A 13,078-nucleotide genomic window follows, 5' to 3' on the forward strand; every position below is an offset into this window, starting at 1 on the left:
CATCGCGATGAATCTGCGCCGCGTGGGGAGTCTTCCTTCCAACCGCACACTCGAGAAGGTGGACCGATGACCAAACTGCGCGACACCCTTCAGGCGCACGTCAGCAATGGATCGTTGCCGGGAGCGGTGGGCCTGGTGGCCCGCGGCGACCGGGTCGACGTGCAGGCCGTCGGCTCTGTCGACGTCGAAGGCACCGCCCCGATGGCCAGGGATTCGATCTTCCGTATCGCCTCGATCACCAAACCCGTCATCGCCGCGGCGGTCATGATGCTGGTCGACGACGGCAGGATCACACTGGACAGCCCGGTCGACCCATGGCTTCCTGAGCTGGCCAAACCGGCCGTCGTCCGCACGCCCGGCGGTCGCGCCGACGACGTGGTGCCCGCGGCCGGGCCGATCACCGTGTTCGATCTGCTCACCTCCCGGGCCGGATACGGCTTCCCGTCCGACTTCTCACTGCCGGTCATCCGAGCCCTGTTCAGCGAGCTGCTGCAAGGACCGCCGCAGCCGCAGCGCGTCGTGCCGCCGGACGAGTGGATGGAGGCGCTGTCCCGCATTCCACTGGTGCACCAGCCGGGCGACGCCTGGCTGTACAACACCTGCTCCGACATCCAGGGCGTGCTGATCGCCAGGGTCTCGGGTCGCCCCCTGCAAGAGTTCCTGGCGGAGCGGCTGTTCGAGCCGCTGGGCATGGTCGACACCGCATTCGAGGTACCGGCCGGCAAGCTCGACCGGTTCACCAGCTACTACCGAGCCGACCCGGCGGGCGGTCTCGAGCTGGTCGACGCCCCTGACGGGCAGTGGAGCAGCCTCCCCGTGTTCCCGTCCGGCGCCGGCGGTCTTGTCTCGACCGTCGACGACTGGTACGCCTTCGCCCGGATGCTGCTCGCCGACGGGACCGTCGACGACCGCCGACTGCTGTCGCCCGAATCGGTGCGGCAGATGACCACCGACCATCTGACCCCTGCCCAGCGCGACGCGAGCACGCTGTTCCTCGAGGGCCAGGGCTGGGGCTTCGGCGGCTCGGTCGACGTCGCCGCCATCGACCCCTGGAACGTGCCGGGACGCTACGGCTGGGTCGGCGGCACCGGAACGGCAGCGCACATCACCCCGTCCACCGGCGCGGTCACCGTCGTGCTCAGCCAGCTGGAAATGACCGGACCGACCCCACCCGCTCTGATGCGGGACTTCTGGCGGTACGCGGCCGACGCCTGAGCCGGGCGCTGTGGCCAGGGAGACCGCACCACGCTCGCCCGGTACGGCTGCGAGCGGTAAGCGGGCACGCTTGCCTTCACTTAGCTAACGAAAAGGCGCCGTTGCAATCTCGTTAAGATTGTACTTCTTGACGCATTTATGGGGGTGGAGTTGACTTCCAGCCACCTCGGCCGCAGTGACGCGGCCGGTCAGGGAGGTTGAGTTCCACAGATGAACGCACTTCTGCGTCGTTCCGCCGTTGCTGTCGCCGCCGCTTCCGCGATGACCCTCTCGCTCGCCGCCTGCGGCAGTGACCAGGGATCGGGCGTGAGGATAAGCGACGACATCACCGTCGGTCTTCTCCTTCCGGAGAACGAGGCTGCTCGCTACGAGAAGTTCGACCTGCCGGTGATCAAGGAGAAGATCGGGCAGCTGACGAACAACAAGGGCACGGTCGTCTATGCCAATGCGAAGCAGGACGCGACGCTGCAGAACCAGCAGGTCGACAAGATGATCGCCGACAAGGTCGATGTGCTGATAGTGGACGCGGTGGACTCCAAGGCCATCGCGGGCGCGATCAAGAAGGCGAAGGACGCGGACATCCCGGTCGTCGCCTTCGACCGTCTGGCCGAGGGCCCGATCGACGCGTACACCTCCTTCGACAACGAAGAGGTCGGTCACGTCCAGGGCAAGGCACTGCTCGCGGCTCTTGGCTCCAAGGCCAAGGGCGGGAAGATCGTGATGATGAACGGTGCCGTCACCGACCCGAACGCCGCCATGTTCAAGAAGGGCGCGCACAAGGAGCTCGACGGCAAGGTGAACATCGGCGAGGAGTACGACACCAAGGAGTGGAAGCCGGAGAACGCCACCGCCAACATGGAGGGGGCGATCGAGTCGATCGGCAACGACAAGATCATCGGCGTCTACTCCGCGAATGACGGCATGGCGGGAGGCATCATCACCGCCCTGAAGTCCGCGGGCATCTTCCCGATCCCGCCGGTCACCGGCCAGGACGCCGAGCTCGCCGCCGTACAGCGGATCGTCGCGGGTGATCAGTACGCCAGCGTGTACAAGCCGTACGCGCCGGAGGCTGCTGCAGCCGCCGAGATGGCCATTCTGCTCGCCAGGGGCATGGAGCTCGGCATGGCCCAGACGGATGTCGACAGCCCGACCGACAAGTCCATCCCCGCCGTGCTGGTCCCGGTCATCTCGCTGACCAAGGACAACATCGAGGACACGGTGGTCAAGGACGGCGTCTACACCGTCCAGGACATCTGCACCCCGAAGTACAAGGTGGCCTGCGGCCAAGTCGGCCTGAAGTAGCACCGCCGGCCCCGCAGGGAGGTGATCCCTGCGGGGTTCGGGGTGTTATGCCCAGGTTCGCACCCCTCGCCCCACGCGCGATTCCCCTCTCGCGCGTCGCGGGGCAACGTCCTTGACCGGCCGCGGTGCCCTGCCTACAAGCCCACCCCGCCGACCAGTTCACCCCCGTGAGCGTGGGATTCTCGCGGGGGCGGCCCTGGTCGTTGAACGGAAGCTGCCCGCAAGCCGTACAGATAGCCGCGGCCCCAGCCTCTCGGGCCTGGTTCGCCGTGCCACCACGGGCTTCGCAGGGAAGGACTCTCGGGTTGTCGCTCTTCACGCGCGCTCGTCAGCTGCCGCATACGGACAAGGCGGCCGCAGGGCAGGACCTGACGCAGGACGACACCCCCGAGGGTCAGGACGCCACCGCAGGTGATGCCTCCAGTGGCGTCCCGGACGAGGCCGTCGCGGGCGGCGGCTGGCGGGGCAAGTACCCCGCCGCGGCGCGCGCCGTGGCGTGGACGACCACCGCCCTGGCCGCCGCGCTCGTGCTCTTCGCCCTCCTCATGCCGCAGGACGCCGCGCGTCTCACGCCCAGCACCTTCGTACGCATACCGGTGGAGGGGATATTCGGCGCCGCCGTACTGCTTCTCCTGCCGCCGAAGGCGAAGCGGGTCGCGGCGGTGACCGCCGGGGTGGTCCTCGGCCTGCTGACCCTCCTGAACTTCCTCGACATGGGCTTCCACGAGGTCTTCGGCCGGGGGTTCAACCTGGTGCTCGACTGGATCCTGCTCGACGACGGCGAGTCGTTCCTCCAGGACTCGATCGGCCGGGCGGGCGCGATCGGTGTCGTCATCGGGGTCGTGGTCCTCGTCCTCGCCCTCCTCGTCCTCATCACGCTGGCAGTCGTCCGGCTCAGCAACCTCATGGCCCGGCACATCGCCGTGGCGACCCGTACGACTCTGGTACTCGGGACCGCCTGGATCACCTGCACGGCGCTCGGCCTGCAGCTCGGGGGCGCGCCGGTCGCCTCCAGGAACACGACCGCGCTCATGCAGAACCGTATGGCCGTGGTGAAGGCGACCCTGAAGGACGAGCGCGCGTTCGCCAAGGAGGCCGCCGTCGACTCCTTCGGCGACACCCCGCCCGACCAGCTGCTGACCGGACTGCGCGGCAAAGACGTCATCTTCACCTTCATCGAGAGCTACGGCCGCAGCGCGGTCGAGGACCCTTCGATGGCACCGCAGGTCGACGCCGCACTCGCGGACGGGACCAAGCGGCTGCGCGCGGCCGGGTACTCCGCGCGGAGCGGCTGGCTCACCTCACCGACGTACGGCGGCGGCAGCTGGCTGGCCCACTCCACCTTCGCGTCGGGCCTGTGGATCGAGAACCAGCAGCGCTACCGAACCATCACCACAGGCGACCATCTGACCCTCACCAGCGCCTTCCGCAAGACGGGCGCCTGGCGGACGGTCGGCATCATGCCGGGCGTCACCAAGAGCTGGCCGGAGGGCAGGTTCTACGGCTTCGACCAGGTCTACGACTCCCGGGAACTCGGGTACAAGGGCCCGGAGTTCAGCTGGTCGACCATGCCCGACCAGTACGCCCTGAAGGCCTTCGAGCGCCTGGAGCACGGCAAGAAGCACGACAAGCCGCTGATGTCGGAGATCATCCTGACCTCCAGCCACAACCCCTGGGCACCGCTCCCCAAGACACTCGGATGGGACGAGGTCGGTGACGGTTCCGTCTACAACGCCATCGAGAAGGCGGGCAAGGACCCGGTGGACGTGTGGCGGGACAGCGACGAGGTGCGCGCCGAGTACGCCAAGTCCATCCAGTACTCGCTGAAGAGCCTCATCTCCTACGTGGAGAAGTACGGGAACAAGAACACCGTGCTCGTGTTCCTCGGCGACCACCAGCCCGTATCGAAGGTCTCAGGCAACCACGCCAGCCGGGACGTGCCGATCGCGCTCGTCGCCCACGACCCGGCCGTACTGGACCGAATATCCGGCTGGGGCTGGCAGGACGGCCTGAAGCCCGCCCCGAAGGGCCCGGTCTGGAAGATGGACACCTTCCGCGACCGCTTCCTGACCGCGTACGGCCCGCAGCCCGGCCCCGCCCCGTCCCCGCCGAAGCGGTAACCGAAGGTCAGGGGGTGGTGCCCGTGCCGCTGCCGGGGGATGCCTGGGGGCGGGGGAGTGCGGCGCACAGCCGGTCGATCTCGTCTTCGGTGTTGTAGTAGTGCACGGAGGCGCGGACCACGGAGGTCAGGCCCCGTGGTTCGAGGTCCCAGCGTGCGTAGTCCGCGACCGAGACCGACACGTTGATCCTGTTCGACTGGAGTTCCCGGGCGATGCGGTGGCTGTCGTGGCCGTCGACGGTGAAGGTCACGATGCCGCACTGCCGGGATCCACGGTCGTGGACATGCACTCGTGGCAGGGAGCGCAGGCGCGTGCGCAGGGTGTCGGCGAGAAGGGTGACACGATCCTGGATGGCGTCCAGACCCAGGTCGATGGCGTAGTCGACGGCGACGCCGAGGCCGATCTTGCCGGCGTAGTACGTTTCCCAGTTCTCGAACCGGCGGGCGTCGTCCCGGACTTGGTAGGTGTCCGGTGAGGTCCAGGTCGCCGCGTGCAGGTCGAGGAACGGTGGCTCCAAACCCGCACGGATACGTGGGGAGCAGTACAGGAAGCCAGTGCCGCGTGGGGCGCGCAGGAACTTGCGGCCGGTCGCGGTGAGCAGGTCGCAGCCGATCTCGTTCACGTCCAGGGGCATCTGCCCGACGGACTGGCAGGCGTCCAGAAGATAGGTCACCCCGGCTTCCCGGGCTGCCTTGCCGATCTCGGCCGCGGGATTGACCAGACCGCCCTGCGTGGGCACATGAGTGATGGCGATCAGCTTGACTCGTTCGTCGATCATCTCCCGCAACGCGGCGACATCGAGCTGGCCGCTGTCGTCGTCGGGCACGACATCGACCTGGACGCCATGGTGCCGGGCGGTCTGCAGGAAGGCGATGGCGTTACTGGCGTACTCGGCGCGAGCCGTCAGGATCCGGTCGCCCGGGGCCCAGGGAAGCGAATAGAAGGCCATGTCCCACGCGCGCGTGGCGTTCTCCACCACCGCGATGTCCTCCCGGGCCGCACCCACCAGGCGGGCCAGTGCGTCATAGGTGTGCTCGATGGGGCCGGCCTGAGCAGCCGCGGCCTCGTAGCCCCCGATCTCCTCCTCCAGCCGCAGGTGGTCCACCACCGCGTCAACCACGGACCTCGGCGGCAGAGCAGCTCCGGCGTTGTTCAGGTGCGTGACATGCGCGCACCCCGCTGTGTCCTGACGCACCCGCTCGACATCGATCTGCACCATCGGCTCCAGCTCCTCGGCGGTTGTGATTGCGATCGTGGTTCATGAGTAGCCTGGCGGCGGCGAATGATCCACTCGTTCACGCTATGGGGGTTCTGACGTATGGGAGTACCGGGCGAGGCCACACGCGCCGGCTACGACCGCGTGGCCGAGGCGTACGCGACCCAGTTCTTCGAGGAGCTGCGCGACAAGCCGCTGGACCGCGCGCTGCTCGGCTGCCTGGCCGAGCAGGTGCCCGACAAGCTCCCTGTCGCGGATGTCGGTTGCGGCCCCGGACACGTAACCCGCTACTTGCATGAACTCGGCCTGCGTACGCTCGGCGTCGATCTGTCGCCGCGGATGGTCGAGCTGGCCCGGGAACTCACACCCGAAGTGACGTTCCAGGTGGGCTCGATGCTGGCGCTGGATGCCGATGACAGCGCCTGGGGCGGGATCACGGCGTTCTACTCGATCATCCACCTCACCGCCGAGGAACTCCCGCGCGCGTTCGCCGAGTTCCATCGCGTACTGGCACCGGGCGGCCTGCTCCTGCTCGCCTTCCACATCAGCCCCCCGCCGGACATCGAGACCGATGGCGGCGTGGCCCACCTCGACGAACTGCTCGGGCAGCCGGTCTCGCTGGACTTCCACTTCCTTGACCCGGCTGACATCCGCAGCCGGCTTGAGCACGCCGGGCTGCCGGTGGAGGCGAACGTCGAGCGCCTGCCGTCCGACGGGACCGAGGCCCAGACCCGCCGCGCCTACCTGATCGCCCGCAAGCCGGCCGCCGGCACGAAGTCCTGAAGCGTCCCGGTCACGGCCCGGGACCACCTCCGGGCGCGACGGCCGCGTCGGCCGCGGCGATGTGTTCCGTCGAGCCGCCGCGCCGGCCGGGTTGTGATCGTCGCGGCCAGGCCGGCCCTACTCGTTCCCGCCATGCCGGGGTGGCCACCCGATGACGCCTTCCGCTTGAACATTGCGCAGGGACGCTCCCTCGAACCGGGCACCGGTGACGTCGGTCAGCCCGAGCGGGGGCATGCCGGTGTTCACGCTTCCGAACCTGGCGTCGGTCAGATCGGTGTCGCGCAGGTCAGCACCCCGCAGATCGCATCCGGCCAGGCTGACCTCGCGCAGCGAAGCGCCGCGCAGGTCTGCGCCGCCAAGGTCGCAGAACTTGAACCAGCACCCGTCCAGGGTGGCGTGGCGCAGATCGGCCCCGATGAACGAGCAGCGGGTGAACCGCAGCCGCGACGTGCGAGCGGAAGCAAGCTTCTGGCCGGTGAAATCCTCACCGTTCACGGCCGCATAGCTGTGAAGTGCGGCAATTCGCTGTCTCGCAGTCAGTGGCGTGGTCATGTGCGCCAGCGTGTCAGCCGGGTCGGTGGCCGTCGCCCGGATATCCGACAGTTCTCCGTCCGCCAGCCGTTCACTCAGGTCCTGGCTGGTCCGGGCGCCCCGCTTTCATACGGCTACTCGGCGGTTTCCGGATGCGTCCAGGGCCGTCCGGACGGACGCTGGGATCATGGATGGAGCACCGGTGGTCGTTCACCCGTTGTCGCCGGACGGCGGCAGGCGGGTAACGATCCGTGGCGAGCAGGTGGGCAGTGCGTACAACCTGTTCGACCTGCTGGAGTTCTTGCGCCGCGCGGAACTGCCTGAGGCGGACACTGCGATCGATGATCCCGACCTGATCGAGTGGCGGGGCGGCGGCCCGGACGTGTGGAACGAGTCGTCGCCGTGATGTCTCCGGCTTACCGCTGGACCACCTTCCCCTGTTCGCCGTAGTGATTCGGATGTGAGGTCAACCCGCTGGCCGACCACGTCGTACGGTGAGGCCGCTCGCGTGTCCGTCCGCACGGTCCGGACCGTCCGAGGTGTCTGTCGAGGGAGTCCACCGAGAAATGTCGCAGTCAACTCCGGCCGATGCGGGCCACGCCCCCGTCGTGCTCAGCAACGTCGTCGGCTCCTTCGCCTGGGGCGTGCTCCATGACCGGCACCCGGCGCTGATCGAGCGCGTACGCCAGGCGACCGCCTATCCAGTGGAACAGCAGCGCGCTCTCGACGCCCTGCTGCGCGAGATCGCCGAGGGAGGTGTCATCGAGCCTCTCGACGACACCGAACCGGATGCAGATGAGTGGCGGCGGTGGGCCGAGGAGAACATCGGCCGTTCCTGGGCAGACGTGCCGTTCCTCTGGGCGGAGAGCTACTTCTACCGGAAACTGCTGGCCGCGCTCGACTACTTCGCTCCAGGACCGTGGCAGGGCATCGACCCATTCGCACCGTTCAAGCGCGCCGAGCTCATGGGCGAGACCGTCGATTCCGAGCTCGCCGCCCTCGACGAGATCCCCCGCCTTCCGGCGGCTCAACAGGACACCACGCTTCTGCACGCGTCACTGTGGGGGAACAGGGCCGACCTCGGTTTCCAGCTGTCCACCGGTGACTCCGGCCTGGGCGAGCGGGTGAGAGGGCTCGTTGTGGACGACACGGCGGTGCTCTGGGACCTGCTGGCAGGCCAGCGGCCCGGCAGCGTGTGCCTGGTGGCCGACAACGCAGGGCCGGAGTTGCTGCCCGATCTGGTTCTGGCCGACCATCTGCTCGCCACGGACCGGGCCTCGTCAGTGAGCCTGCTTATCAAGCCATATCCGTACTACGTCTCCGACGCCACCACTTCTGACGTGCTCGACTGTCTTGCCCGTATGACCGCGGCTTCCGGACGAGGCGCGGAGATCGGTAAGCGGCTGCGCCAGGCTGTGACCGGGGGACGACTCCTCCTGCGCACTCATCCCTTCGCGTGCGCCCCATTCCCGTACCAGGACATGCCGGCCGAGCTCCGGGAGGACTTCGCCTCCGCCACCGTGACCATCATGAAGGGCGACCTGAACTACCGCCGACTCGTCGGCGACCGCCACTGGCCTGCCACCATCCCCTTCTCGGAAGTCACCGCGTACTTCCCCGGACCCGTCACTGCGCTGAGGACATTGAAGTCGGATGTCATCACCGGTCTCGCCCCGCACACCCTGACGGAGCTGGAAGCGACAGGCAGTGCCTGGCGGACCAGCGGCACCCATGCACTCGTCCAAGTCAGGACATGAGCTTGCGCCTCGCCGTCATCTCCGTCGGCGTGCGCTCGGTCATGCGGCGGCCCTGTCGTCGCCACCGGTGCTCGCGGCAGGAGGCACGAGAGGCCCGAGGTAGCGAGCCGGCCATGGCTCCTGCGCAAGGACCGCGCCGACCGTGATGGCGACGGCGCCCGCGGCGCAGACCACGATCAGCCACGAGAGCATGGTGAACACCGATCCCACCGATCCGTATTCCTCCATGCTGCGGTTGAGCGCGCGCGGCATGTAGAACCGCGCGCTGATCGACAGGGCCGTCAGCGCCACCGCCGTGAGAAACGCGCCGGGCAGCAGCGGCAACCAGCGGACCGTACCGCCCAGCAGCAGGTGCTGGGTCCACCACCAGAGGACGGTGAGGCTGATCGTGGTCACCGGCAGACCCAGCCACAGCCCTACGCCGAAGCCGTCGTGCAGGGGCCCTTGCACCAGGACGACGAGCAGCCAGGCGGCGATCCAGGCCAGCCATCGCCAGATGGCCGGCTTGGAGCCTGTTTTCGGCAGCACCCAGGCACGTCGGCAGAGCCTTTGCACAGCCCGGCTGATGGCTGTCGCGGAGATGAGCACCATGACTGCGCCCACCGTGCCAATGGTGTCGCGCGCGGTACCGGCGTGTTCCTGGAAAATCTGCTCCAGCTGTGCGTTCGCGGCTCCGGTGAGGCCGAAGACCGTACGTACGGAGCTCACGAGCTGGTTCCTCACGCTGCTCGGGGCCCACGAGGCGACCACGAACAGCAGAGGGATCGCGGTGAGGAAGGACTGAGCTGCCAGACGCGTCGCAGCGTCCAGGATGTTGACGGCGTGCATCCGCGTAACGAGGCGTGTGATGACGGGGAATTGCCTCTCCGCCTCAGTGAGCCGCAGTCGCAGTCGGGCGCCCAGCGCCTTGGACCACGCCCGCCACCGCGCCATGGTGAAGACGGGCCGATGCTCCTGGGGGGCATCCGTGCGGTACGCCGCCCGGCCTTTCGTGTCCGGCCGGGACCCGTCAGCGCTGTGGCGCCGCATCGCGGGGCCGTGGTCGCACGCTGGTCCGGGGAAGCGCGCCGGAAGTCCGCGACGCCTCGTCGAGCTCCGGCGAGCGGGTCGCCCGCTCTGTCGGCGCCATTCTCGCCTCCTCTGCGCTCGGTGTTCGCCGGCCTCGCGTTGATTTCGGGGTGGGTGGACTCGCCTGACTGGCCGCCTGCCGTCAGCCCTCCTTCTGTGCGCTGACCCGTCCGTCCTTGACCGCGTCGAGGAGAGCCTGGTGGTCGCGCTCGTTCTGGTCGGCGTAGCTCTCGGCGAAGCTCGTCACAGCGCGGTCGAAGACATCGCCGCTGCCCAGGTAGGCGGCGATGGCGATGCGGTCGCCCGACCTCGCGTGGGCACGGGCGAGCGTGGCTCCGCACTGCTCGCCGAACAGCCCCATGCCCTGGGGCACCATCAACGACGGTTCGGCGACGAATTTCCAGTCCCGCAACTGGCGTACGTAGAAGTCCCGCTCGCGGCCGTCGATTCCCTGCACGCGTTGCCAGCCGAGGAAGATGTCGCTGGCGGCCTGCATCAGCCGCTGCCCGGCCACGACCCGCTCGCCCTGCGAGGCGAACTCGCTCTTCCCGACGTGCGGAGCCAGCACGGAGGTGTCGGCCTCCTTTGCCTGGAGGAACAATGGGTCCTCTCCGTCCCGGCCGAGCATCAGGATGATCCAGCAGCGGGTGCCGACGCTGCCGACGCCCACCACCTTGCGCGCCATGTCCACCGGAGTGAACTCCTGGATCAGGTGCCGCCGGTCCGTCTGGAGGCTCTTCCGGTACTGCTGGATCAGAGTCCGGATGGTGTCCTCGAGCGCGGCCCGTTCCACGTCCGGCAGAAGATCGCCGAGTGGTGTGATGACGGGCGGAGCAGGGGCGATCCGGCGCTCCCCGTCGACGATGCGGGTGAGCTTCCCGAAAGCCTGGAGGCTGTCACGGGTGCGCGCCTTGGCAAAGGAACGTGACAGCTGCTCGCGACCCTTCTTGTGCAACCGCCCGGACGCCAGAGCTGCCAACTGATCGGCGTCCGTGCGTGCGTACCAGACGTCGAGGGTGCGCATCCCGGCGAAACGGCGCATCTCTTCGCGGTACGACCGCACGGCGGAGCGGACGATCACGCTGCGTTGCGCATCGGTGTAGCCGTTCTCCCGGCCTGCGATGACGAGGCTGGTCGCCAGCCGCTTCACGTCCCATTCCCAGGGTCCCGGCAGCGTCTCGTCGAAGTCGTTGATGTCGAACAGCAGTTGCCGCTCGGGAGAGGCCAGCAGGCGGAAGTTCAGCATGTGGGCGTCGCCGCACAGCTGGGCGCGCAGGCCCGAGTCGATGGTCGTGGCCAGGTCACTCGCCATGATCGCGGCGGCGCCCCGGTAGAAGCGGAAGGGGGATTCGGACATCCGCCCGTAGCGGATCGGGACGAGTTCGTGCACCCGCGTCGCGGACTGTTTCTCGATGATGTCCACCGGGTCCGGCCGATGCCGGGAGGGCGTGAATTCGGCATGGGCGGACCGGGACGCCCGCGCCCGCGCCGCCTTGCCCCGGGCTGCACGGTCCTGGGGGGACAGCTGCGCCTGCTGCGTTGCCGTCACCGGTTTCCGGTTCATTTCGTACCTCCTGAGCCGGCGCGTCCACGGCGCCCTCGCGGACGGCCTGCGGCCGGCACGGCTCATTTCCAGCAAACCCCACATCCGGTCGGACGGCACCCCGGCCCCGCCCGGGTGCGCGCGGGCTGTTCAGACGAGTTCGTAGATGTTCCGGCCGACCAGCCAGAAGCCCAGCAGAAGGGACAGAGAGACGATGGCCTGATCTTGGTGGCCCGTCATCCAGGCGCGCAATGCGGTGAGTTTGGCCCCGGCCGCGTCCGGCCAGAAGGTCGCGTACAGCTCCATCGTCAGCAGGCTGGCGGTGGCCAGGATGCAGTACAGCATCAGCGTCAGCCACGAGGCGGCGTGGGACATGTCCGCCTTCATCACGGTCGCGGCCCCCGCGGCGACGAGCCCCCAGGGCTGGAGCAGGACCGCCAGGCCGGCCGCCGACCACGGCGAGACGTTGTGCCGCTTCGCCGTCGATTCGGGGTCCCGTCGGGGCCGGGCCGTCTTGCGGCGTCTGTGCACCCCGTAGAGGATCAGCCCGACGCCGATGGCGAGTTTCACGGCATAGGACAACGTTGAGGGGGCGGTGTTCGGCTTGGGCGGCGTTCCGCCGGTGAAGAGCAGAACACAGGCGATCACCAGAACCAGGCACGCGAGCCAGGCGAGAATGAAGGCGAGGCCCTTGCGTACGCCCTTGTCCGCGGACAGCACCAGGATGAATGCCATGACCGGAAACGGTTCGAGGGTGATCGCCAGGCCGATGAGGATGAGGTCGAGAGTCATCTCCGCGTACTCACTCCCGCAGGGGCGGTTCTTCGGAGAACGCGTGTATGCGTCTGCCGAATCCAGCGAGACACGAACTCGAAGGAATGGCGAAACCTGGTCGCCCATTGGGACGACCCCCGTGGCCGCTCTCGCCCGGACAGGGGGCCCGACCCGAGGTGCATGGAGTTCCGTGCGGTGATGCAATGGTTCCGGTGGGGTGAAAGCCGCCAGACAGTTCGGAAGGCTTCCTCCGCGGATGAGCCCCGTCCGTCGAGCCGCACTATGGGAGGAGCCCATATGAGCACCGACGAATTCTACGAAATGGGTCCTGTCGACTATCTCGTCGTCGAGTTTCCTGGCAACCGAATGACCGGCGAGGGGCTGCCCCTGCTCGTCGACCTGGTCGAGCGGGGGATTATCCGGATTCTCGACCTCAGCTTCGTCAGAAAGGAACGGGACGGCTCGGTCACCGGACTGGAAATCACCGACATCGACGGCGACGGCGAACTCGACCTGACCGTTTTCGAGGGTGCCTCCTCGGGACTGCTCGGTCAGGACGATCTTCAGGACGCAGCCGCCGTTCTCGAGCCCAACAGCTCCGCGGGGATCGTTGTGTACGAGAACCTGTGGGCCGCGCCCCTTGCGGCGGCTCTGCGGCGCGGCGGCGCCCAGTTGGTAGCCAGCGGACGGATTCCGGTTCAGGCCATCCTGGCCTCGCTCGAAGCCGCTGAGACCCCGTCCGATTCCTGAGGCAGCCCATCAGCGGCTG

Annotated in this window: 12 protein-coding genes; 7 read left to right on the top strand and 5 right to left on the bottom strand. The window is 68.1% G+C overall.

Annotated features, from left to right (window positions below; genetic code table 11):
- Positions 1 to 66: 66 nt before the first annotated feature.
- The 3 genes from ABZS64_RS23080 (at position 67) to ABZS64_RS23090 (ending at position 4,637) form a co-directional block, all read left to right on the top strand.
- The gene (locus ABZS64_RS23080; RefSeq protein ID WP_355832669.1) at positions 67 to 1,215 is read left to right on the top strand and encodes a serine hydrolase domain-containing protein; all 1,149 of its coding nucleotides are present in this window, start codon (positions 67 to 69) and stop codon (positions 1,213 to 1,215) included.
- 210 nt (positions 1,216 to 1,425) lie between these two features.
- Positions 1,426 to 2,517 (top strand): substrate-binding domain-containing protein, encoded by a 1,092-nt coding sequence (locus ABZS64_RS23085; RefSeq protein ID WP_355832672.1) that lies wholly within the window; start codon positions 1,426 to 1,428, stop codon positions 2,515 to 2,517.
- 305 nt (positions 2,518 to 2,822) lie between these two features.
- Positions 2,823 to 4,637 carry a sulfatase gene (locus ABZS64_RS23090; protein WP_355832675.1) on the top strand — a complete coding sequence of 605 codons (1,815 nt, stop codon included), beginning with the start codon at positions 2,823 to 2,825 and terminating at the stop codon, positions 4,635 to 4,637.
- A 7-nt stretch (positions 4,638 to 4,644) separates the two neighbouring features.
- Here ABZS64_RS23090 and ABZS64_RS23095 read toward each other — a convergent pair whose 3' ends face one another.
- A complete protein-coding gene (locus tag ABZS64_RS23095; RefSeq protein WP_355832678.1) occupies positions 4,645 to 5,856 on the bottom strand; it encodes an aminotransferase class V-fold PLP-dependent enzyme in 1,212 nt (403 codons plus the stop codon).
- A 99-nt stretch (positions 5,857 to 5,955) separates the two neighbouring features.
- Between ABZS64_RS23095 and ABZS64_RS23100 the strand changes: the two genes are divergently transcribed.
- A complete protein-coding gene (locus tag ABZS64_RS23100) occupies positions 5,956 to 6,636 on the top strand; it encodes a class I SAM-dependent methyltransferase (protein ID WP_355832681.1) in 681 nt (226 codons plus the stop codon).
- Between the two features lie 117 nt (positions 6,637 to 6,753).
- On the opposite strand, the gene ABZS64_RS23105 is transcribed toward ABZS64_RS23100, so the two are convergent.
- Complete coding sequence (locus tag ABZS64_RS23105) at positions 6,754 to 7,188, bottom strand: pentapeptide repeat-containing protein (protein ID WP_355832684.1); 435 nt, start codon at positions 7,186 to 7,188, stop codon at positions 6,754 to 6,756.
- A gap of 166 nt (positions 7,189 to 7,354) precedes the next feature.
- Here ABZS64_RS23105 and ABZS64_RS23110 point away from each other — a divergent pair, with 166 nt between their 5' ends.
- Positions 7,355 to 7,573, top strand: coding sequence for a hypothetical protein (locus ABZS64_RS23110; RefSeq protein ID WP_355832687.1), 219 nt, complete (start codon positions 7,355 to 7,357; stop codon positions 7,571 to 7,573).
- 160 nt (positions 7,574 to 7,733) lie between these two features.
- A complete protein-coding gene (locus ABZS64_RS23115; protein ID WP_355832690.1) occupies positions 7,734 to 8,924 on the top strand; it encodes a damage-control phosphatase ARMT1 family protein in 1,191 nt (396 codons plus the stop codon).
- Positions 8,925 to 8,963: 39 nt separating this feature from the next.
- Here the strand turns inward: ABZS64_RS23115 and ABZS64_RS23120 are convergent, their stop codons facing one another.
- The 3 genes from ABZS64_RS23120 to ABZS64_RS23130 form a co-directional block, all read right to left on the bottom strand.
- Complete coding sequence (locus ABZS64_RS23120; RefSeq protein ID WP_355832693.1) at positions 8,964 to 9,953, bottom strand: YhjD/YihY/BrkB family envelope integrity protein; 990 nt, start codon at positions 9,951 to 9,953, stop codon at positions 8,964 to 8,966.
- A 181-nt stretch (positions 9,954 to 10,134) separates the two neighbouring features.
- Entirely contained in the window at positions 10,135 to 11,556 is a 1,422-nt protein-coding gene (locus tag ABZS64_RS23125) for a DUF2252 domain-containing protein (RefSeq protein WP_355832695.1), read from the bottom strand.
- A 129-nt stretch (positions 11,557 to 11,685) separates the two neighbouring features.
- Complete coding sequence (locus ABZS64_RS23130; protein ID WP_355832698.1) at positions 11,686 to 12,327, bottom strand: GAP family protein; 642 nt, start codon at positions 12,325 to 12,327, stop codon at positions 11,686 to 11,688.
- A 279-nt stretch (positions 12,328 to 12,606) separates the two neighbouring features.
- Here ABZS64_RS23130 and ABZS64_RS23135 point away from each other — a divergent pair, with 279 nt between their 5' ends.
- Positions 12,607 to 13,059, top strand: a complete 453-nt coding sequence (locus ABZS64_RS23135; RefSeq protein ID WP_355832701.1) for a DUF6325 family protein — start codon at positions 12,607 to 12,609, stop codon at positions 13,057 to 13,059.
- Positions 13,060 to 13,078: the final 19 nt, after the last annotated feature.

Source organism: Streptomyces sp. NPDC005408, assembly GCF_040606445.1.
GTDB lineage: Bacteria > Actinomycetota > Actinomycetes > Streptomycetales > Streptomycetaceae > Streptomyces.